24 protein-coding genes are annotated in these 21,891 nt (G+C 43.5%); 12 read left to right on the top strand and 12 right to left on the bottom strand.

What is annotated here, in order from left to right; genetic code table 11:
- Positions 1-18: 18 nt before the first annotated feature.
- Together DW677_RS11455 and DW677_RS11450 are read right to left on the bottom strand one after the other, a co-directional pair.
- Positions 19-201 carry a hypothetical protein gene (locus tag DW677_RS11455; protein WP_117567300.1) on the bottom strand — a complete coding sequence of 61 codons (183 nt, stop codon included), beginning with the start codon at positions 199-201 and terminating at the stop codon, positions 19-21.
- Positions 202-234: 33 nt separating this feature from the next.
- Positions 235-2,151: a J domain-containing protein gene (locus DW677_RS11450; protein ID WP_181968344.1), complete on the bottom strand. Its 1,917-nt coding sequence runs from the start codon at positions 2,149-2,151 to the stop codon at positions 235-237.
- Positions 2,152-2,304: 153 nt separating this feature from the next.
- Here DW677_RS11450 and DW677_RS11445 point away from each other — a divergent pair, with 153 nt between their 5' ends.
- Positions 2,305-2,640 carry a helix-turn-helix transcriptional regulator gene (locus DW677_RS11445; RefSeq protein WP_117567296.1) on the top strand — a complete coding sequence of 112 codons (336 nt, stop codon included), beginning with the start codon at positions 2,305-2,307 and terminating at the stop codon, positions 2,638-2,640.
- A 454-nt stretch (positions 2,641-3,094) separates the two neighbouring features.
- Here the strand turns inward: DW677_RS11445 and DW677_RS11440 are convergent, their stop codons facing one another.
- The 3 genes from DW677_RS11440 to DW677_RS11425 all read right to left on the bottom strand — a co-directional run bounded on the left by DW677_RS11440 (position 3,095) and on the right by DW677_RS11425 (position 6,042).
- Positions 3,095-4,450, bottom strand: coding sequence for an AAA family ATPase (locus DW677_RS11440; protein ID WP_015552938.1), 1,356 nt, complete (start codon positions 4,448-4,450; stop codon positions 3,095-3,097).
- A gap of 732 nt (positions 4,451-5,182) precedes the next feature.
- Positions 5,183-5,650 (bottom strand): HNH endonuclease, encoded by a 468-nt coding sequence (locus tag DW677_RS11430; RefSeq protein ID WP_242992159.1) that lies wholly within the window; start codon positions 5,648-5,650, stop codon positions 5,183-5,185.
- A 38-nt stretch (positions 5,651-5,688) separates the two neighbouring features.
- On the bottom strand, positions 5,689-6,042 hold the full coding sequence (locus DW677_RS11425) for a hypothetical protein (protein ID WP_117567294.1): 354 nt from the start codon (positions 6,040-6,042) through the stop codon (positions 5,689-5,691).
- A 138-nt stretch (positions 6,043-6,180) separates the two neighbouring features.
- Here DW677_RS11425 and DW677_RS11420 point away from each other — a divergent pair, with 138 nt between their 5' ends.
- From DW677_RS11420 to DW677_RS11390, 7 genes are all read left to right on the top strand, one after another.
- A complete protein-coding gene (locus tag DW677_RS11420; protein WP_015552936.1) occupies positions 6,181-6,492 on the top strand; it encodes a helix-turn-helix domain-containing protein in 312 nt (103 codons plus the stop codon).
- 102 nt (positions 6,493-6,594) lie between these two features.
- Positions 6,595-7,197, top strand: a complete 603-nt coding sequence (locus DW677_RS11415) for a hypothetical protein (RefSeq protein ID WP_117483565.1) — start codon at positions 6,595-6,597, stop codon at positions 7,195-7,197.
- Positions 7,194-7,964, top strand: a complete 771-nt coding sequence (locus DW677_RS11410) for an ABC transporter permease (protein ID WP_117483566.1) — start codon at positions 7,194-7,196, stop codon at positions 7,962-7,964. Before DW677_RS11415 ends, DW677_RS11410 begins: the two co-directional genes overlap by 4 nt.
- The gene (locus DW677_RS11405) at positions 7,951-8,667 is read left to right on the top strand and encodes an ABC transporter ATP-binding protein (protein ID WP_015552934.1); all 717 of its coding nucleotides are present in this window, start codon (positions 7,951-7,953) and stop codon (positions 8,665-8,667) included. The genes DW677_RS11410 and DW677_RS11405 overlap by 14 nt, the downstream gene beginning before the upstream one ends.
- A 240-nt stretch (positions 8,668-8,907) precedes the next feature.
- A complete protein-coding gene (locus tag DW677_RS11400) occupies positions 8,908-9,930 on the top strand; it encodes an NrtA/SsuA/CpmA family ABC transporter substrate-binding protein (RefSeq protein WP_117567292.1) in 1,023 nt (340 codons plus the stop codon).
- 211 nt (positions 9,931-10,141) lie between these two features.
- Positions 10,142-11,419 carry a DUF1576 domain-containing protein gene (locus DW677_RS11395; RefSeq protein WP_117567290.1) on the top strand — a complete coding sequence of 426 codons (1,278 nt, stop codon included), beginning with the start codon at positions 10,142-10,144 and terminating at the stop codon, positions 11,417-11,419.
- Between the two features lie 26 nt (positions 11,420-11,445).
- Positions 11,446-11,949 (top strand): VanZ family protein, encoded by a 504-nt coding sequence (locus DW677_RS11390; RefSeq protein ID WP_117567309.1) that lies wholly within the window; start codon positions 11,446-11,448, stop codon positions 11,947-11,949.
- Positions 11,950-12,181: 232 nt separating this feature from the next.
- On the opposite strand, the gene DW677_RS11385 is transcribed toward DW677_RS11390, so the two are convergent.
- From DW677_RS11385 to DW677_RS11360, 7 genes are all read right to left on the bottom strand, one after another.
- The gene (locus tag DW677_RS11385) at positions 12,182-12,805 is read right to left on the bottom strand and encodes a DUF3800 domain-containing protein (protein WP_147324961.1); all 624 of its coding nucleotides are present in this window, start codon (positions 12,803-12,805) and stop codon (positions 12,182-12,184) included.
- A gap of 42 nt (positions 12,806-12,847) precedes the next feature.
- Entirely contained in the window at positions 12,848-12,979 is a 132-nt protein-coding gene (locus DW677_RS19095) for a DUF3800 domain-containing protein (RefSeq protein WP_147324959.1), read from the bottom strand.
- 11 nt (positions 12,980-12,990) lie between these two features.
- Entirely contained in the window at positions 12,991-13,911 is a 921-nt protein-coding gene (locus DW677_RS11380; RefSeq protein ID WP_015552931.1) for a hypothetical protein, read from the bottom strand.
- Between the two features lie 252 nt (positions 13,912-14,163).
- Positions 14,164-14,892 (bottom strand): DUF554 domain-containing protein, encoded by a 729-nt coding sequence (locus DW677_RS11375; RefSeq protein WP_021905098.1) that lies wholly within the window; start codon positions 14,890-14,892, stop codon positions 14,164-14,166.
- A 356-nt stretch (positions 14,893-15,248) separates the two neighbouring features.
- Positions 15,249-16,031, bottom strand: a complete 783-nt coding sequence (gene trpA / locus DW677_RS11370) for a tryptophan synthase subunit alpha (RefSeq protein WP_117567286.1) — start codon at positions 16,029-16,031, stop codon at positions 15,249-15,251.
- Positions 16,024-17,208 (bottom strand): tryptophan synthase subunit beta, encoded by a 1,185-nt coding sequence (gene trpB / locus DW677_RS11365; RefSeq protein WP_117567284.1) that lies wholly within the window; start codon positions 17,206-17,208, stop codon positions 16,024-16,026. Before trpB ends, trpA begins: the two co-directional genes overlap by 8 nt.
- Positions 17,209-17,405: 197 nt before the next feature.
- On the bottom strand, positions 17,406-18,794 hold the full coding sequence (locus DW677_RS11360; RefSeq protein ID WP_278286996.1) for an FGGY family carbohydrate kinase: 1,389 nt from the start codon (positions 18,792-18,794) through the stop codon (positions 17,406-17,408).
- A gap of 53 nt (positions 18,795-18,847) precedes the next feature.
- Here DW677_RS11360 and DW677_RS11355 point away from each other — a divergent pair, with 53 nt between their 5' ends.
- The 4 genes from DW677_RS11355 to DW677_RS11340 all read left to right on the top strand — a co-directional run bounded on the left by DW677_RS11355 (position 18,848) and on the right by DW677_RS11340 (position 21,776).
- A complete protein-coding gene (locus DW677_RS11355) occupies positions 18,848-20,770 on the top strand; it encodes a recombinase family protein (protein WP_117567282.1) in 1,923 nt (640 codons plus the stop codon).
- Complete coding sequence (locus tag DW677_RS11350; RefSeq protein ID WP_117567280.1) at positions 20,767-21,150, top strand: TnpV protein; 384 nt, start codon at positions 20,767-20,769, stop codon at positions 21,148-21,150. Before DW677_RS11355 ends, DW677_RS11350 begins: the two co-directional genes overlap by 4 nt.
- A gap of 109 nt (positions 21,151-21,259) precedes the next feature.
- Complete coding sequence (locus DW677_RS11345) at positions 21,260-21,508, top strand: ferredoxin (RefSeq protein ID WP_117567278.1); 249 nt, start codon at positions 21,260-21,262, stop codon at positions 21,506-21,508.
- A complete protein-coding gene (locus tag DW677_RS11340; protein WP_007488503.1) occupies positions 21,486-21,776 on the top strand; it encodes a hypothetical protein in 291 nt (96 codons plus the stop codon). Before DW677_RS11345 ends, DW677_RS11340 begins: the two co-directional genes overlap by 23 nt.
- The last annotated feature ends 115 nt before the right edge of the window (positions 21,777-21,891 follow it).

Here is a 21,891-nt window from a genome sequence, read left to right as displayed (position 1 = left end):
TCATTTTCTAGGTAAGATTTATACCAGACCTATAGCACTACAAATTCCAGTAAGCACCACTAGAACTATCAGCCATACAACAAATGTACGCGTAATATACGCCATTCCTGTACCTATTGTATTCCTAAACAAGATGCCACATACCTTAGCTGTGATAAAAATTGAAAGAATAAGCAAAATAATCATTAAACCTGTTGACATTGTTTTTCCTCCTTAAGGTTTGAAATTTATTTGTTAAAAACTAACGCTAAATTCTTCTTCATAGCTCGTCATTTTTTCAAATACATAATCATCTGATATAACGGACATATCCTTTAATCCCACGCTTGGATCAGCAACTTCAACTATCGGATAATCTAGTTGTTCCCATGAGTTCCATATAATCTTAATTGTTCCAAGATCTTCTGGGTTTTCTCTATCCGCAGATTCCAATTTTGCCAAATATTCAATTCCACCATTAGGAGTTCTGGATATTCTGATGCACTCCGTATAATATGCTGTTACCGCTGTTATGGTCTCATCTGCTGATGTAAAAACAACGTTTGGTGTATCGCCATAAGGACTATCTGGAAAATAAAAATCTGTAATTAGATACAATCCTGTTGTTTGGGAATACCATGATGTTCTATGGTCTGAACTCCATAAAAAGGATAAATCCACATCATCATCAATTATTGGTCCATCACTTGTTGCTACTGTTGATTCACTCGGTTGTGTCTCACTTTCGTTTCCTTCAGGTCCTGAACGATATGGGCGTTTTACAACTCCGCTTGTTGTTTCGCTTTCTTCAAGACTTGTACGATATGGACGTTCTACAGAGTCACTATTATTTTCATTTACATGTTCTTGACTCTCCTGTTCATACGACGCTTCAAGTGAGCCTTCTATACTTTTATTGTCTTCATTTTTGATTTCTTTAAATGCAACAACTCCAAACATAATAGAGATTATTATTGATATAATTATTGATACTGCTAATAAACCAACCTGTATTCCAACAGCAATTTTTGTCCGTTTTTTATAACTTTCTGATTGCCTTTCAATATTCTTATATCTTAAAAATGTTAAAACCCACGATACCGGCATACACAAGCAGTACGTTGCTAATAGAACTAGACCTGAATAATACCACTTCTCGCCTTCCATTTTTTCACTATTCGTTTGTGGACTTTTTGCAATCTGTCCTTTTCGTAATTTATCATACTGCTTGCGTCGTTCTATATTTGACAATACATAATATGCTTCATTAAGCTCTAAAACTTTTTTATTTGAAGTCTCTGTACCATCTTGATATTTCTTTATCAATGTTTGATATGAAATTTCAATGACCTCTGAGGACGCATTTTCCGAGACTTCCAAGATACCATAATAATTTTTCATCTCTGTTTTTTGAACTACTGTTTGTGTTTTTTCCTGTAACCTTATTTCTTTCTTGTTTGCTTCCTTTTTTCTCTGCTTTTCTTTTTGTTTCTCCCTTTTTAAACGCGCTTTTTCTTCCCTTTCCTGTTGGATTCTTTCTTCCTTTTCCCGCTCGGATTTTATTTTCTCATCCATCTTTATTCTTTCTGTAATGGCTGTTCTTTTAATCTCATCAAAACATTCCTGCAAAGAATTTTGTGCTTTTTCTTTATTTTTTTCGTCTATTTTCTGATTTACTCTCGCGCTCTCAATTAGCTCCCGTCTATTCTTTTCTGAAGTTTCAACATCTTCCTGATAGCCGCCTTCTATATCTTCAACAAGGCTATTATGATTTTCTATCTGAATAGCTTCTAAATATCCGCCTTGTTTCGCTTTTATTTCCTCCAAGTCTTTTTTCAAAGATTTTATTGATTGATTCCGATATTGCGTGGCCTCTTTAATCTCTTTTTGATATTGCCTTTCTACACTTGCAATTTCCGTATCCCAGGATTTAATACGTTTATCCTCGGTTTCTATTAGTCGTACATTTGCCCTATATTTCAATAATAATGGGCTTCCTGAAGTATCTACCGCTATAAAATCTTTAATATCCTCAGCGGTGAACGTTTGTATCTCCCTCATAATCTCCGTCCCTAGACGTGATACACACTTAGGGCAGATTCTTCCTCCCGGAACAGCTTTTCCACCAAGCATTCCCAATTTTCCGCCACAGGTCATGCATTTTTCTTCCATAATACTTCCTCCCTCGTGCATTCCTTGAGAATAATCCCTTTTATTAGTATATCACTATATATTCTAATGGGCAATTATTATTCTTATGGAATATTATTATTTCTCTCGACTCTCGGTAGAATATTATCTATACACATCAAAGGAGGACGTCACTTGAAAGACATTGATTATTACGAACTCGGAAAGCGTATACAACTCCGTCGCAAGGAGTTAGGTCTGTCTCAAGAAGCCGCAGCCGAAAAATGTGGCATATCGCCCTCTTTTTACAGTAACATTGAGCGTGGGATCAAAATCATGTCCCTTGAGACCTTCGTATCAATTTGCAAAGCCTTCTCTATTAGTGCCGATTATTTACTCAGCGAAGAACTCCCCACTATCGACGAAGTTATTTTAAACACTCTCCAAGAAGCAAAAAAATCCGGAACCATCCAATATGAAAAGTACTTACGTACGATTCAGGCTCTGGCTCTTGTCGCTGATCACTTATAATGCCCAGCTTTTCATGCTAAATGCTCTATCGGATACCAAAAAAGAGATCAGACAACCTAATGTCCGATCTCTTTTCATATTATACCGTATATAATTTACTACACATTTTTTACACAGTTACACGTGAATACCTATGAACACCACTAAACTTTTTTCAGTCCACATTTCTCAAAATTCTTCAAGCACAAACCTATATAAACGCCCTTAAACTGTTACATTTTTAATCCGATGTAAGTTTTGTTTTACGAGTGGAAGGTCACGAACACTCGATTCATTTTCGCACAGCAATGAGTCAGCCGGACATGCTCGCATGTACATCTGACGAATGCTGCGGAAGGCATATACTGCAAGTATATGACCTTACGCCGGGAATCGGCGAAAGCCCTTTAAGACCTTGGTTTTTGCGGGCTTAGCAACGTTTGAAAGTATATCACTGCCTTTCTAAGATTTCAAGTTAAAAATTCAATTTTTCCAGAAGATAAATGGGTACGGTCTCTATTTTTCCTTCCTGCCCCCCTAACGTATCACCTTTCAAATACAATAAACAATCAGCTTTTCCCGATTCCAATACTTTTTTTGCCGTATTTCCAATGTGTTTTCCAGTTTTCACTTCTATTGCATATCTCCGGGAGGACTTCAGACCTTGTACCACAAAATCTACTTCTCCACCCTTAAAAGTCGCAAATGCTGGCATTTCAAAGGCAATTTCTTCTGGAAAATCCTGCCGCTTCTTCAAATTAATATATACAAAGTTTTCACTCAGCATGCCTGCAATTTCTGTTTGTGCAGCCCCAACTCGCGCCATATAATAACTTGCTAATCCCAGATCCATAAAATAACATCTGCATCCTGGTTTAAAATTTAGAATGTCCATTTCTATAATTTTCCCACAAAATCCAATTACGCCGCAAAAACGTAACCAACTAATTGCCCGGTTGCAGACTGCCTTGCTAATATTGCTGGAATAGTCTCTTGTTACCAATTTTTGAAGTTCTTCACTGATACTATCTTCTTCAAGTCCCTTTTTTTCTCTGCCAAGTATCCTGCAAATTGAAAGAAAAATATCCGTAAATACCTGAGTGTCAAGAACATCTGTAAAATAACGAATTGATTCATTCATAAAGGTATCAATGATTCTAATCAATTCACTCCGTGCTCGCTCTATACTTTTTGAATTTAAGTATTCACGAACAACAGATGGATAACCACCAATTTGACAATATATATCATACCATGATTTTAATTCTGCCCCTGTCACTGAATCCAGTTTTTTTCCAAGCAGCTTATATTTTTCAAATAGATCCGTATCTGCTGCTTCCAGAAATTCTTCATATGATAAGGTATAGATTTGAATACTTGTAACATCCCCACTTGAATACCGAAATTCCGGTTCATAGATTCTTCCAAGATAGCTGCCTGTAACAATAAAGCGGCACCGAAACTGTCGTGTGAATTCACGAATTCGGTTATAAATTTCTGCTGACTCTTGAATTTCATCTATGATAATAACGGTGTCCTCTGTGTCTGAAAAATTTTCATCAAACAGACGAAATGCATCATGTAGCGGAGCTTGAGGGCGCGGTCCTTCTCCCGGCCGCCAATTGCATGCTTTTTGGTAGCAGGAAATGAACTGTTCTCCGCTCAGTTCAAATAAGTTTATATACACTTTATGACTAAAATTTTCATCTGCAAATTTGTTAATGATATACGTCTTTCCTACCTGCCTCGCACCATTAACCTCTAGTGTCGTATGACAATTGTCATTTTTCCATTTGAGTAATGTCTGGTAAACATGCCTTTTTATATCCATACGTTCACTTCCTATTTTGATTTTATTGGTTTTTTCCTTCTTCTTTCATATTTAGATACCATTTTTCTTCTTCCTCCCATAGCCAAACCACCTAACATTAAAACCGGAACATAGCACCATTTCATAATAGCTTCACATTCCGGTTTTCTCTTCTAAGTTTAAAAATTTTCCTGTTGTATCTAAAATACCATCGGAGATTCTACGGACCGCTTGGGGATTTTTAAGATTTGTAAAAATATAATACTCGATGTCCAACAGATCATGCTCTGCTGATCCCGCGAATATTACTTTAGCCACGTTTTTCCCTTGCTTTTTCTAATTTTTCCCTCACTTCGCTGATTGTACTTGTTCTGCCATCCTGTATATCTTTAAATCCTTCGCCAATCAGACGATAAAATTCCAATCTTTATTAGACAGTTCAACCGCTTTCTGCGCATTCGCCATTGCCATACAATCACTTCTTTTCATTTCTTAATATCAGAGTATCATAATTTTTAACATCTAACAATCCCTTTGAACCATATCCCCTCGATTTCTTTTGTACTCTATATCGTTCCTCCTGTTAAAATTATTATACCCTATCGAGTACCAATTGTAAATATTTTTTTCGAACGTATGTTCTTTTTTGTAGGGCATATATCCCACTCTCTAAGTACTTCTTATCTTCTTATCAATACAATAAAATCCTCCACTTAGTCTCTCTAACAAGCGAAAGATTTTATTTTTAGCATATTACATAATTCCTCTTTTTCTGGCTTCTCGCTTAAGTTCTGTCCAACCATCTCTAAAATCTAACGATTTCAAACACTTTAATATTTCTTCATTGCTCAACTTACTTAGGTAATTTTCTCTTATCTCTTTCTTCTTTTCCTCAAGTTTCGGCTTTAATATTTCTTCTCTTTTATACTGTCCATAAGATTGTTTTCGCTGGCGAAGATCCACTTTAGTCTGACTCATGTCATTTCCCTTTGAGCGATTACAATGTTTACATAAGCACTGTAAATTTTGCGGTTGATTTCCTCCACCTCTGCTTTGCGGAAGAATATGATCAATATCGATATCACCTTTTCGAAACTTTTTATGGCAATGGACACATTCATACCAGCCATAATTAGATAAATTTGTGTTTAAACCTGTCTTCCGATAATTTGTCAATGAAGCATCTTCTTTATTTTTCTTTAGACCATCAAATAAACCCAATTTACTCTCCCTTTCCGTTTTTGACGATAGATTTATCTTTATAAAAGTCCCTCATCAAACTCTTTAGCCAATGCCCATCCAAGTGCTTCAGTCACTGCTGCCGCTGTCGCACCATTAATTACATTACCAATTCCTGGCCACCAACCAATTGCTATTTGAGAAATTGTTCGTCCCACTTGCGAGGCAAGTGCCGATCCCATCGCTGCTTTTGCTGAACTTTCCGTTAACGATTTTCCAAATACTTTACCAAGTGAAATAGTCATCGTTAATTGAATTGTTGCTAAAGGAACTGAATCACTTCCTGGAATTTGGGCTAATCCCCCTCCAACAGCTGCTGATGCACTTGCCACATTTATAATTTTCTTGCAGTCTTTTTTTTGCTTTTCCGTCATAATATCCTCCCTAATCGTCTAATTTTAACGATTTATAGTTATTTTTATCGTAATTATTATACTATAATCATAACTATTTTACAACGATAAATCCCACTATAATTATGACAATCACAAGCAACAAGGGAGTATTTCATCATGTTTGACGTTCTTCAGAGAATCACCGATTTGCGTTTAGCCAGAAACTGGTCTGAATATCAGTTATCAGTCCGTTCAGGTCTTCCGCAATCTACTATTTCTTCCTGGTACCGTAAAAAAATGCTGCCTACTATTCCATCTTTACAAAGAATTTGTGATGCTTTTGACTTGTCTCTTGCGCAATTTTTTGCTGTAGAGAACTGCACCGAGCTTACTGATGATCAGCTGTCCTTAATCAAACAGTGGGAGTTATTAACTGCTGAGCAAAAGCAGGCTATCTTAAATCTGATTCATTCTATTATCTTTCAATAATTTTGTTTTACTATCTTCATATATTCCCAATTGACATTTCCCTACTAATCTGCTATGCTAAACAGCGTTGGTTAGTTATGCCTAATTGAAGGGGGTTTTACTTTGACATATCTATGGATCAATCCGGTATCAGAGAGGATGATCTCGGCGGCGGCACTTGAAAAGCTGCTTAAGAAGCATGACCTGACGCGAGTGGTCTGTCGGGAAAGCTGGGGCGAGATCGTGCTTCGGAAGTATCGGGAGCTTTTGGAACATGCAGATGGAACTTTTGCGGACGCGAGATGTCCGGCAGCGGTATCTCTGGTACATTCCCTGCAGCCGGGGATCAGGATCGCGGATATTGAGCCGATCCTGATCCACTGCGCAAGAGAACTGGCAGAACGTCCGGATCTTGCGGACGGTGAAAAGATCATCACAACGCCATGCCGGATCTTAGCCGACATGGGAAATAAGTTGGAATTAAAAGACACACATTTCGTACCATGGAACCGCTTTCTCGCTACACTTGGCGAGCCAATGGAACCTGCGCCGGACGCAAGCCCGATCCCGCCTGGATTCTTTAAGGACCTGCCGTTTCCAGTGGTCAGTAAATCCGGCCGTCCGGCGATCGAATCCTATGTGACCGGCAATGACTGGAAAAACGCAAAACTGATTGAGCTTTTGTACTGTGTTCAGGGCTGCCACAGAGGAGATGGAGTGCAATGAATCAGAAATTTAAAAAATATTTCCCACCGCTCATCGGTATCCTGGCGGTCTTCGCCGTCTGGTATATCGTCTGCCGCGCGGGCATCTTAAGTTCCTATGTGCTCCCATCCCCGGGGCGGGTCTTCCAGAGCTTCTGCAAAATGCTGCAAAGCGGCGAACTCTTCCGTGACTTAAGGATCAGCTTCCTGCGCGTCGGAAAAGGCTTTGTAATCGCCTTTATCCTGGCATTTGCCTTCGGCATGCTGCGGGCGATGATTCCGGCCTCCGCAGGTTACTATGAATACCTGGTGCAGTTCTTCAAGAACGTACCGCCGCTCAGCATGATCCCGCTACTTATTTTATGGTGCGGAATCGGCGAAACTACAAAGACGGTCATCATCGTTCTGGCCTCCTTTTTCCCGATGTATTTAAACATCGTCAAGGGATTTACGGGCTGTGACCAGAAGCTTCTGGAGGTTGGAACCATGTTTGGCTACACAGAACGCCAAAAATTTTTCCGCATCATGCTGCCCTACGCCATGGCGGACATTCTCGTAGGAATGCGCATCGGTCTGGGCTACAGCTGGCGCGCTATCATCGGTGCGGAGATGGTCGCAGCGTCCACCGGTCTGGGGCACATGATCCTGTTTGCCCAGCAGATGTCCCGGACCGACAAGGTCATCGTCGGCATCTTCGCCATCGGCATCGCAGGTTATCTGACAGACCGGATCTTCGGTCTTCTCATCAGCATCTTTCTGAAAGGAGCCGGTGAAAATGGCTGGAATTAGATTAAAAGACATTCATAAAACATATCAGGTTGACGGCCGGATGTTTCCTGTCTTAAACGGCGTCGATCTCGAGATCCCGGAAGGAAAGATCACCGTGATCTTAGGTCAGAGCGGCTGCGGAAAAACGACTCTGCTGCGGCTCACCGGCGGTCTGGAATCCGCCGACAGCGGTGAGGTTCTCTGGGGCGGCGCCCACAAGACCGCCTTTGTGTTCCAGGAACCGCGGCTCATGCCATGGCTCAATGTCTGGAACAATATTATTTTCGGTTTGAAGAAAAATCAGGTCGATCAGGAGAAGATTCAGGACATCGTCTCCACGGTGAACCTGTCCGGCTTTGAAAAGGCATACCCATCACAGCTTTCCGGCGGCATGCAACAGCGCGCGGCCATCGCCAGGGCACTGGCCTACGAGCCAACCTTTATCCTGATGGATGAGCCATTCGCGGCTCTCGACTATTTCACGAGGGAACAGATGCAGAGGGAACTTCTCCGCGTTCAGCAGAAGGAACGTTCCAGCATCATGTTCGTGACCCACAGCATCGATGAAGCACTGATCCTCGGTGACCAGATCGTGATGATTGAAAAGGGGCTTGTGAAGCATGTTTATCCGGTGAAGACGCCATCCGGGGAAAGAAATCTGCTGAATGAGGAGTTTATTGCACTCAAGAGGGATATCATTGAGAATCTGAATTTTATAAATTAAATATATTTTATGTGTAATTCAAGATATTCTGATTTTTATGATATTATTCTTACGCTATTTCCAGCAGATATTACATTCAAAGCATAAACATAATGTTATGAGCTGTCCCAAAAAAAATTTTATTAGCTGGTTTCCTTATTTAAGGGATTCCCATCATTTTATTAAGTTCGGATATCTGCCTATTAACTTAGGCGTATCATACACTTATTTTTTCAACTTACATGAGGAGGACAAAACAAAATGAAAAAACTGATCGCATTAGGACTCGCGGCATGCATGACATTTTCCCTTGCAGGCTGCTCCGGATCTGCAGGCAAAGAGACTGCGGCTGCTTCTGCTGCCGAGACAACCGCTGAGACTTCCGCTGAGGCTGAAACTTCTGCCGAGGCTACAGCTGACGCTGAGACATCCATCGATAAACTCACAGTTACCTATGTAACATCTCCGTTAAATGTACCGACCATCATCGAAAAGGACCAGGGAATCTTCGAAAAAGAGCTCGGCGTTCCGGTTGAGTACGCAGAGCTTACTTCCGGCGCTGACCAGACACAGGCTCTGGCTTCCGGCGACGTTCAGGTTCTCTACGCAGTAGGTGCAACATCCGTGATCCTGTCCGCTGCAAACGGTGCTGACATCAAGGTATTAAACATGTACAGCCGTTCCCCGAAGGCATTCTGCATGTACTCCAAGGATGAGACTCTGACAACTCCGGAGAGTTTAAAAGGCAAGACGATTGCAGGACCAACCGGTACCAACCTTCATGAACTCCTTGTCTCCTACCTTGCTCAGGCAGGCATGACTCTTGACGATGTAAACTATGTAAACATGACCATCCCGGACGCAAAGGCAGGTCTTGATGGCGGCAGCGTTGACGTTGCCCTGCTCGCAGGCGCAACTGCTTACAACGCAGAACAGCAGGGCTACCACCTTCTTGCAGACGGCGAGGGCCTGATCAGCGCACTGATCGCAGTTGCAACGACCCTGAAGTTCTACGATGAGCATCCGGATGTCATTGAAAAGTTAAATGCTGCACAGGACGAGATTGCATCCTACATGGCTGATAATCAGGATGCAGCCATAGAGACTGTTGCCGCAGCACTTGATCTTGATGTTGACGCAGTTAAGGAAATGTACGGTTTCTATGACTTCTCCACGGAGATCACTGATGCTGACAAAGAAGGTTTCCAGAAGACAGCCGATTTCATGTATGAGTCCGGCATGATTGAGAATGAGCTTGATGTAAATACACTGTTCATTCAGTAATTTCGACATTCGGGAATCTTCCGCCGGAGTATTTTAAGCAGTACGGGAAAAGAGATCTAGCATATTTTGTCTGGGTCTCTTTTTGTTTCTATTCTGCAATCAGCAAAACCTCTTTCTATTCCTACGATTTTACGGTATACTAAACCATGCGCGCATTTTCCTGCGCCAGTCTGAACCTCAATTTACCAGAAAAGATAGAAAGGACACGTACATGACACATTCCCCCCTCACAAGACTCCAGAAGTTCCGTCTTCTGTCCCTGATCCCCCTCTATTTCATGATCGTCGGACTGTTTTTACAGCCTATCAAGGAAATTCTTCCGGGACTCTGGACACTGATCAGGGAGCCGGACTTTCTGATCACAGACTATTTTCTGATCGGCGGCATCGGAACTTCCTTTATCAATGCCGGACTGCTGACACTTTTATGTATCTGGACCATCTATTTCCTCGATATGGAGATGGACGGACATACGATCACATCCAGCTGCCTGATGTTTGGCTTTTCCCTGTTCGGAAAGAACCTCTTAAACATCTGGGCGATCCTGCTCGGCGTGTATATCTATGCCCACTATCACAAAATGCACCTGTCACGCTATGTTTATATCGGTTTTTACGGCACCAGCCTGTCCCCGATCATCACGCAGATCATGTACATCTCGAATCTGCCCTACCTCCTGCGGCTTCTCATCAGCCTCGCCGTGGGGCTCATGATCGGTTTCGTGCTGCCGCCGTTATCCACCCATGTTCATTATTCCCACAAAGGTTACTCCCTCTATAACGTAGGTTTTTCCGCCGGGATCATCGCCACCGTCGTTGTATCCGTGTTAAAATCCTTCGGCATCACCACTGAGTCCCGCCTGATCTGGTCCGAGGGCAACAACCAGCTGCTGTTTGCGATCCTCTGCGGGCTGTTTGCCGCCATGATCATCGCGGCATTCCTCTTCGGCGGAAAGGAAGTTGGTGAATCCTACAGGAAAATCTTATCCTGCTCCGGAATCGGTGGAACCGATTATCTCCGGGATAACGGGGGCGCGGCAACAATCCTCAATATGGCCATCAACGGTCTCTTTGCCACAATCTTTGTTCTCGGAGTCGGAGGTGAACTGAACGGACCGACAATCGGCGGAATCTTTACGATCGTTGGCTTTTCTGCCACAGGAAAACATATCCGCAACATCGCCCCGATCATGTTCGGCGTGCTTTTCGCAAGCTTTACAAAGCATTGGACCATCAATTCTCCGTCACCGATCCTTGCACTTTTATTTTCGACGACACTGGCGCCGATTGCCGGGGAATTCGGAGTCTTCATGGGGCTTCTCGCAGGTTTTCTTCACTCCTCTGTCGCCTTAAATGTCGGAATTGTGTATGGTGGCATGAATTTATATAATAATGGATTTGCAGGTGGAATTGTGGCAATTTTCATGGTTCCGGTGATTCATTCCATACGGGATCGGAAAGCACGGGCGAAAGGAGAGCTTTCTCTGTAATGCATGTGATATCTGAAAAAGGAAATATGAATCATAAAAAGGATTATCCCACGGCCGTAAAGCTGCTTTCCTGGCTTCCGGCACTTTGTGTCGCCATCACCATTTTCTGGTTCTCCGCCCAGCCCGCGGCGGAGTCCGCGGAAATGAGCGATACCGTGAGCCGACTGATCCTCATACTCGGCACAAAGCTCGGTTTTTTCCACGGGGATCCGGCGCAGTACGCTGACCTCATCGAACTCATGAGCTTCCCAGTCCGGAAAGCCGCCCACATGACTGAATATCTGGTATTTTACTGCACCGTCCGTTTCGGACTGCACTTTACGTATCGGACCTCCAACATGAAACTCCGTCTTCTCATCGCTCTCGCCATCGTCTTCCTCTACGCCTGCACCGACGAATTCCACCAGCTCTTCGTCCCGGGCCGCGCAGGACGGTTTACGGACGTGCTGATCGACTGCTTTGGGTGCGCAGTCGTAACTCTGATCTGCTTACATTTTTATCAGTTAGATAATAAAAATAGCTCCAGTTAATATTTTTGTTCACTGGAACTATCTTTATATCTTCTATCAACACAAAAAAGCTACCTAACACGGTAGCTTTTTCGATATAGGGTTCGTTGCCGATTGTATTTTTCTCCATACTTAGCTTTTGGCTAATCCAACGATTGTCTCTTGTGCAAGCACAAAACGTAGTTGGCATCTCCCAATCCCTACATGTATTTTATTATATGTAACGCTTCTTGTCAATATACTATTTTTCTTTTTACGGCATATATTTTATTCCAAAACGTTCTCTATTTCCTGCATTTCCATCATATAAGTTATAACGAAGTGTTGTGAAAATATTCGGATTAGGCTGATTAATTCCTGCATGATCTCTAGCAAATGCGTTGGGAATAAAATCAGCTATTTGAAGTCCAGCTTCATTCTTTGCTTTATCAATGAAATCTATTCCCAAGAGTCGTTTTTCTGCAGCTTCTTTAGTCATATACATCGACCCCATAAGTTTCATATGATAATACTTGTCTCTAAGCTTTTCATTCCCTATTAGTTCTCTATGCTCATATACAATATTTCCCATTGCATTATTCATGCACAAAAAATGGCAATAATTTTCTAACAATAATTGCATTGCCACTAGATATTGATCTTGCGTATTTTTCTTCTCAACCCAATAATACCGTTTCAAATCGTCTTCATTAATACTACTTCCAACTATCATCAACTTATTATTAACGAAAACTTTTTTAAGTTCATCGTAAAATTTTTTTCGTTCTGATCGGCGATTGAATTTCGAATACTCTGGGTATTTTCTGACATCCAAACGTCCCTTTTCTGCTTCTATTAATCGCATTTGATGCAAAACTACACACTCTGGATTATCCAATTCTGACCACACATTACGTTTTAACTGGTTAACACTATTTTTTTATTGAGCGTAATCATCCTCTGCAACAATAACTCCAGCCATACAGAAATGATAGTCACTGTCACTATGGGTCATCGGATCATGCTTATGTGTTTCACTTTCATCTAAAAACAACGTATATCTCTTTGTCACTGATGTTCTCCTTACTTAAATTTCTCGCTCAATCTCAACAAGACATCGGCAGCATTAGGATTTTTTATCAGCTCTGGCATTAGTATCTTCATCATTTCTGTTTCAAGAGACTCTGGCTCTGGCTTTTGAGCATTAAAAGTTTCAATTACCGTTTTTATGGTTTCATTCTCTTTCTTTTTGATTTCCTCAGTTAAAACATCAATTTTATATTGGATATCATTTAAAGAAGCAACAATCATATTATTTTCAAAGTTATTGCCTCGTTTAGACTCCTTATATTCATCATACTTAAAATTTCTTATTACCTGCTCTAATCTATCTTTTGTTGCAGTTACCATATCCAAATCAGTTAAATCATATTCAAACGTACGAATGGATGATACATCAAACGGTATTGTTTCATCTTTGCGTTTTAAATGAATTATTGGTTTCTGACTTTTTGTTCGATATCCAATTTCAAAAAACACATTTGGGTTGTGTCCTGTTAAATCTGCAATAACCAAATCATAATCATTTAACGCATCCAATATCTCTTGTGTTATTGAATTAGACGTATTAAATTCATCTACTCTCTGTGCAGCAAATCCGCATTTTTCGCATACTGGTTTAATTATATGCTGATACAACTGATCAGCATTTTTCCTGATATCTGTACCTGCATCACCTATGGGTGAAACAACAAAACATTTTTTCATAACGCTCCCCCGCCCTTCTCCTGTCAAATTTTCACCGGCAATTTTATATGTGCCTCGATTAACCTTCTCTATTTTTTTATTTCTTAGCAAATTATTAACAGAACCAGCAAACTGTCCTTCTGAATAGTCTTCTAACCCTTTTTCAAATAAATAATCTTTCATCTCTGAGACAGAGTGCCCTGCCCCATCCGATAATAATTGCATTATCATTTCTTTTATCATATAACTTTTTGTCATTTTTATCATCCCCTTTACATGTATGATATATCTTGTTTGCAATATTGTCAAGTTTTATCGCTCATAAATCATTTCTTGTTATTTTGTGCGCATTTATTGCTATTTTATTTGTTTTCTTATTATTTTTATACATTAAAATATTGTGAGCTATTTCGCAATCACTTATATTTTTTACCGTGACATAAAAAGGCTCCCAAGGATAGCCTTGGAAACCTTGAATTTACTATAGTGTACTTTTCGCATCCACTTTTCTTACAGCATCGGCACCACCACATTCCCCCAGAACCAGCTCACCGGCATGACGAGCACCATCGCGGGGATCATATCGGCGACCGGGAAGTTGTGGATCTTTGCGATGCGGAAACCTGTGGCCAGAAGAAGAAAACCACCGCAGGCCTTGAAGTCCGCGATCATATCCGGTGTGGTAAGCGGAAAGATGAACTTCGCCGCAGCGAAGATTGCGAGAAAGATCACGCACTGCGGGATTGCAACAGCCGCGACCACCATTCCCAGGGTTCCTCCAAAAATCATCGCAGTAAAGAAGTCCAGAATGGACTTGGAGATCAGAATCGTGTGATCACCGCTCATTCCGGAATCCAGAGATCCATAGATTCCTGTTCCGCTGGCACAGAACAGCACGATGATCGTCACGAGCATCGTCATATACTCTTCTCTGGACATGGACGCATTCTTATTCGGGAAGATCTTTCCGACCGGCTTCTCCATGCACGCCGCGCCGCTGTTGATGATCCCGCCGAGATTCACCGCCAGCCCAAACGCGGTCCCAATGATCACCGCAAAGATAACGGCGGGCATATTTTTCATAAGACCGATGGAGCTCACGCCCATTCCCATGGAGCAGACGCCGAAGATCTTCGTGAGCTCTGAATTGATCCTTGTGGGCAGCTTATGCCCAAATAAAGCCCCGACCACACCACCGATGGCGACGGACAGGGCATTGATGATAATTCCTACTGGCATACATCCTTCTCCTTTTCAAAAAGGAACGTGCCTTGGCACATTCGTGCGTCTCGCGCGGTTGCTTGCGACAACCTACATCTTTGCGCAAGTAACACAAACAACTGCGGTGCAAAGGAGTCCCTGCACCGCAGAATTGACAGTTCGTTATTTAATTTTAGCACAAAGTACGGTACAACGCAAACACTTTACCTCGCAAAAGTGCATGTGAAGTGCATGTTCCCAATTACCATTTTGACAACATTCTTCTCATTTAAGTCGAACGACCGTGAAACTTGGCGCGTGATTCTGGTCAGCGAAGCTGACTTATTCCTATCAAAATCACTGCGCATCCTCGCGGAGCGTTTCCCAGCCGCTTCTTAGATCCCATGCACCGCGTCACACATGGACTTCACATACTCTTTCACATACGGAACCGCATCTTTTCCATACGTTCCGCAGAGCTTCACGATCGCGGAACCAACGATAGCGCCGTCGGAGAGACCTGCCATCTTCTTTGCCTGCTCCGGGGTGGAGATTCCGAAGCCAACCGCGCACGGGATATCTTTCGCCTTTTTCACAAGCTTCGCCATCGCGCCGATATCCGTTGTGATCTCGCTTCTCGTTCCGGTAACGCCAAGAGAGGATACGCAGTATACAAAGCCGGACGCCTCTTTCGCGATCATGCTGATTCTCTCATGGGAGGTCGGGGCAATGAGGGAGATCAGATCCATATCATACTTTTTGCATACCGAATCAAACTCTTCTTTCTCCTCATACGGCACATCCGGCAGGATCAGTCCGTCCATGCCAAGCTCAGACGCCTTCTTGATGAAGCGCTCAGTTCCGTAGGAGAAGACAACATTCGCATAGGTCATGAAAACCATCGGAATTTGTGTGTTTTTCCGGATTTTTTCAACCATTGCAAAAATTTTGTCGGTGGTCACGCCGCCGGACAGGGCGCGGATATTTGCCGCCTGGATCACCGGTCCCTCTGCCGTCGGATCGGAGAACGGGATACCAAGCTCGATGAGGTTTGCGCCTGCCTCCTCCATTGCGTATACAAGCTGCTCCGTGACCTCTAAGGACGGGTCACCGCAGGTGATAAACGGGATAAATGCCTTTCCATTTCCGCCTTTGAAGGCGTTTGCGATCTTACTCATAAATATCCTCCCCTCTGTATCTTGCGATTGCTGCACAGTCCTTGTCTCCTCTTCCGGAAACATTGACAACAATGATCTTATCCTTTCCCATCGTCGGTGCGAGCTTCATTGCGTATGCGATGGCATGGGCGCTCTCGATCGCCGGGATGATTCCCTCGATTCTGGAGAGATACTCGAACGCATCGACTGCCTCGTCGTCAGTGATCGCCACATACTGGGCCCGTCCGGTATCGTAAAGGTTCGCATGTTCCGGTCCGATTCCCGGGTAATCAAGGCCTGCAGAGATGGAATATACCGGGGCAATTTGGCCGTACTCATCCTGGCAGAAGTAAGATTTCATGCCGTGGAAGATTCCGAGACGTCCTGTGGCGATGGTCGCCGCTGTCTCTGCCGTGTTCACACCGCGTCCTGCTGCCTCACAGCCGATGAGCTGAACGTCTTTATCTTCAATAAAGTTGTAGAATGCGCCGATGGCATTGGATCCGCCGCCAACACAGGCAAGAACTGCATCCGGAAGACGTCCCTCTTTCTCTAACATCTGCTCCTTGATCTCCTTGGAGATAACCGCCTGGAAGTCACGGACGATAGTCGGGAACGGATGTGGTCCCATACAGGAGCCGAGAACATAGTGGGTGTCCTCGATCCGGTTCGTCCACTCTCTCATTGCCTCCGAAACAGCATCTTTGAGGGTTCCTGTTCCGGTTGTCACCGCATGCACCTTTGCTCCGAGAAGGCGCATTTTGTAAACATTTAATGCCTGACGTTTTGTGTCCTCCTCGCCCATGTAGATCTCGCATTCCATGCCGAAGAGCGCTGCCGCCGTCACTGTCGCTACACCGTGCTGGCCTGCGCCTGTCTCAGCGATGACACGGGTCTTTCCCATCTTCTTCGCGAGAAGCACCTGACCGAGCACGTTGTTGATCTTGTGGGCACCGGTGTGATTCAAATCTTCTCTCTTTAAGTAGATCTTCGCTCCGCCGAGATCCTTTGTCATGTGCTCCGCGTAGTAGAGCCTTGACGGTCTGCCCGCGTATTCATTTAAAAGCATTGTGAGTTCTTTCTGGAATTCCGGGTCATTCTTGTAGTGGTTGTATGCCTCTTCGAGTTCCAGTACTGCGTTCATAAGCGTCTCAGGAATGTACTGACCGCCATGCGCGCCAAATCTGCCTTTTGACATATATTTTTCCTCCTCGTGTAAACTGGTTTATTGTCTGTAACTGTCCATACCCATATTTCCGGAGTGATTTTTCAAATCTCCGCCAGACAGTTATCGAAATCGTGATTTTGTAGCAGCGGAAATGTTACTTAACCGTTACCATATTTTCTATTTTTGCAGACCACAGGTTTAAAAAAATCATGGCTGCCGACTGACCTTTATCTGCTGTAAAACTCTCTTACCAGCGGATAAATGTTCTTATATTTCTGATAGATCCCGTGATACTTCTCCGAAACTTCCAGATCCGGCTCCACCGTATCACAGTGTCCCTGGTTCTCCAGTGTCTCGATAAAGGACTTGTAATCCGGGATCACGCCCTCCGCCACGAACACCGCCGAGGCGATGGCCAGTGCCGGTAAAAGGTCCGGATCCTTGTATACAAAGATTTTCTGTCCCATGACATTGCATAAGATCCGGCACCATCGCCGTTCCCTCGCTCCGCCTCCGATCAGCGTGATCTTTGACGCCGGATGGTCGAACAGTTCCAGTCCCTGACGGATGGAAAATGCCACTCCCTCGAGGACACTCTGTGCCATATCTGCCGCCGTGGTCTCTTGAGATAACCCCAGAAAGCTTCCCCGGACGCTGCTGTCCATGATCGGGAATCTCTCACCTGTCACATAGGGCAGGAAGAACAGTCCGTGACTTCCGGGTTCCGCTTTCTCAAGAATCTCTGAGATATACCCGAAATCCGGTGCCCCGTCGGGATCCCTGGACAGGATCTTCGCGATCAGCCGGTGGACGTTTCCGCCGTTTAGGAACGGGACTACATTGATGAGCAGGTCCTTCTGCATCGCCGCCAGATTGAATCCGCCGCCTTCACTCTCCATCCTTTGGTTGGATACGGCTGCCACCCAGCCGGAGGTTCCGAGGTTGATGTTGTACTCCCCCGGTGCCAAGATGCCGCTGGCAAGTGTCGTCGCTCCCGCATCCCCGGTTCCGGCATAGACCTTTGTTCCTACCGGATAACCACTCTCCGTCGCCCCGGTCTCCGTGACCGTGCCGACACACTCATGGCCGTAAAAAAGTTTTGGGAACTTCTTAATATCGACTCCTGCCGCTCCAATCAGCTCCTCCGACCAGATCTTCTTGTCCAGATCCATGGCCCCCGCCGTGGAGCAGGCGGTCATGTCTCCGGCGAACACACTGGTAAGTCTACCTATTATATAGTCCTTTGAGCTGATCAGGAAACAGGCGGTTCTTGCATAGATATCCGGCTCATTTTCCTTCAGCCACAAGATCTTCGCCAACGGCATCGATCCGTCAAAATGGTTTCCCGTGATCTCCGCGATATACGCGTCCCCAAGAGGTACTACATTCCGCCTTGCCGCCTCTCTTATGATCACCCGTGCCTGCTCGTCCGCCCGACCGTCGGAATAAAGGATCGCATTCCGGAGTGCTTTTCCTTCTGTCCCAACCGAGATCACATCCTGCATCTGTCCGGAGAAGATGATGGCCCCAATCTCTGCTGCCGGTATGATCTCAAGCATTTCTTTCGACAGGCTGCAGAATGCCCCGTACCACTCATCCGGATCCTGTTCCTTGATGTGATATTTTGTGAGCGTAAGGAGTGGATAGGAATTGAAGAAAGGAGTTCAGCATGAGAAGAAAAAAAGATAAAAGCAATGGCATTACTGCTTTGTATGAAAGACTGTCTCGTGATGATGATAATGCTGGAGAGAGTAACAGTATCGTTCATCAAAAGCAAATGCTTGAAGATTATGCTATAAAACATGGCTTTACGAATCTTGTTCATTTTACCGATGATGGTTGGAGTGGAGCGACCTTTGACAGACCTTCATGGAACAGACTTGTTGAAGGTGTTAAAAACGGAGAAATCACTACCTGTATCTGCAAAGATATGTCCAGAATTGGCAGAGATCATCTGCAAGTAGGTTTTTTCACTGACATTCTGTTTAGAGAAAAGGAAGTTCGATTTATAGCAATCAATAATGGTATTGACAGTGACCGTCAAGAAACCAGTGAGTTTGCCCCTTTTCTGAATATCATGAATGAGTGGTTTGTTAGGGACACAAGTAAGAAAATTAAAGCTGTACTGAAATCCAGAGGTTCTTCCGGCAACGCTCATACAAGTAATATCCCACCATACGTCTATTTGAAAGACCCAGAAAACCCCGACCATTGGATTATTGATGAAGAAGCTGCTGAAGTAGTCCGCAGAATTTATCGTATGACTATTGAGGGAAAAGGACCTTATCAGATAGCAAGAGAACTTTCAGAAGAAAAAATTGAAAGACCATCTTATTATCTTGGCAAAAAGGGACTTGGAAATCATGCAAGCAACTATGACAAAGAAAATCCATATATGTGGCGAGGAAATCAGGTTACTACTCTGATTGCCCGACCAGAGTATATCGGAAAGACTGTCAACTTCAGGACATTCAAAAATTCCTATAAGGACAAAAAAGTGAAAAGGGCAAATAAGGAAGATTGGGTGGTTTTTGATGATACACAAGAGCCTATTGTTGATGAAGAAACATGGCTGCTTGCTCAAAAGTTAAGACAGAATGTAAGAAAAGCAGATCCTATGGGCGAGCCTAATGTTCTAACCGGAAAGATTTACTGTGCTGACTGTGGTGCGCCGATGTATAATCACAGGCAACGAAAAGGGCGTGAAAGAATATACTATACTACCAAAGGCGAAAAGCGGATAAGCCATTCAAATCCGGCAGATTGTTATGAATGTTCCACTTATAATCTTGCTTATCAGAAGTATGATCGGCACTGTACTTGCCACCATATTTCAACAAAAGCACTTAAAAGCATCATTCTGAAAACCATACAAGAGACTTGCCATTATGTTTCTTTGAATGAGCAGGAGTTTGTCTATTCTCTGCAAGAAGAATCGGCGATGAAAGATATTGCTGTTTCTGAAACTGTAAAAAACCGCATTGAAAGAAATCAGAAGCGAGTTCACGAACTGGATATGCTTATCAGGAAAATCTATGAAGATAATGTGATTGGAAGATTGCCGGACAGACTTTTTCAGAGTATGCTTACTGATTATGAAAATGAGCAGAACGAGCTAAACAAGATTATTGAGACTGACACCGCTGATATGCAACGGATTATAGGCGGTCAAAATAATGTGGAGCGTTTTCTAAAGCTGGTTAAAAAGTATGAGAACATTACAGAACTTACTCCTGCCATGATAAATGAATTTATCGACAAAATACTGGTTCACGAGCCACAAGGCAAAGGTGCAGACCGCACCACAGAGGTGGAGATATATCTTAACTATGTCGGGCAATTTCAAGTACCTGTGGAGCAGCATGAACCAACCGAGGAAGAAAGGATTGCTGCTGAAAAAGAGGCGGAACGACTTCGCAGAAAACGAGAATCCAATCGTAAGTATATGAAAAAGATTCGTGAGAAATCAAAAGAATTTGCGGAGCATGAGCGTATAGCAGAAGAAAAAAGTTCTGATAGCAATGTGTGTGTTGAACAGAACGCCACAAGCAAATCAAATCGGCAAAAAGTGAAAGGAGAAAAAATAGCATGACAGAATTGAAACCACGAATCCATGATGAATGTAACGGTCTGGACTATGTTCTTGTGGGCGATTACTATGTGCCGGACTTGAAGCTGCCGGAGGAACACCGCCCTATCGGTATGTGGGGCAGACTGCACAGGACATATTTGGAGCAGTACCGCCCTGCAAGGTTCTCTGCCCTCTGTTTATCCGGCGAACTGCATACTTACCTTGCTGACCTGAACGAACAGGCAGCGGAAAGGTGCAGCCTTATCATTGAGCAGATGAAAAAAGCCGAGGGCGTGACCGAAACCATGAAAGCAGACAATCAGATGTTGTGGGTACAGTCCATGAACTCTATCCGTAACCGAGCCGAAGAAATCATCAGACAGGAAATGATTTACTGCTGATTTTATCAAGTCTAAAACCAACAATTTTATATCGTCAACGAAGCGACAGGTATTTCCTTATGAAGTGTCTGTCGCTTTTCATTTATCAAACTTTAAGGAGGAAAACACAATGAAGATGAACCGGAATGAAATGGAAGCCCTTTATGCCTTTGGCTGTCCGAACCTGAAAGTAACCGTCGAGCGTTTGCGTATGGTAGCTGCCCTTGCACCCGATCCAGTGGCGAAGAAGCTGTTTTATATGCTTTCCGTCAAGCTGAGTGCTGAGGGTGTTGAAAGGTGGTATCGCTGCTTTTACTGCAAGCTGCGTGTGTTGAAAAACCATAGGGAGGGCTGTTATGGCGAGACTTACGAAGATTGAGAAAGAAACAATCGTTCTCTTTAATGAGGGCGAGGACAAGGCAAATATCTACACCCACAACGCCGGATTGAAAAAGAGGTTGGCTGCTTTTGCTAAGAAGTACCCTGACCTTTGCAGACTGGAAAAATCCAATGTTCAAGGCGGTGTTTCTTATGAGCTGGCAAAGTCCCGTCTGTCTATCCGCTTCCTGCCGCCTTACAGTGAGGAACGCAGACAGAAAGCCAGCGAATATGCGAAAAAGCATGGGCTGAACAGTCAGCAGGGATAATGTGATAATCAGGACTGATATGCGGTTAAAATGTCAGGTACAGACCTGATGTTTTGACCGTTGCCTATCGCCTATGAGGAAAGTATCGGGGACTATAGATTTTGCGGAAATGTGC

The organism is Clostridium sp. AM25-23AC, assembly GCF_003435125.1.
Taxonomy (GTDB): domain Bacteria; phylum Bacillota; class Clostridia; order Lachnospirales; family Lachnospiraceae; genus Pilosibacter; species Pilosibacter fragilis.
The sequence above is the reverse complement of the archived record's forward strand: the minus strand, read 5'-3'. Positions and strand labels throughout refer to the sequence as shown.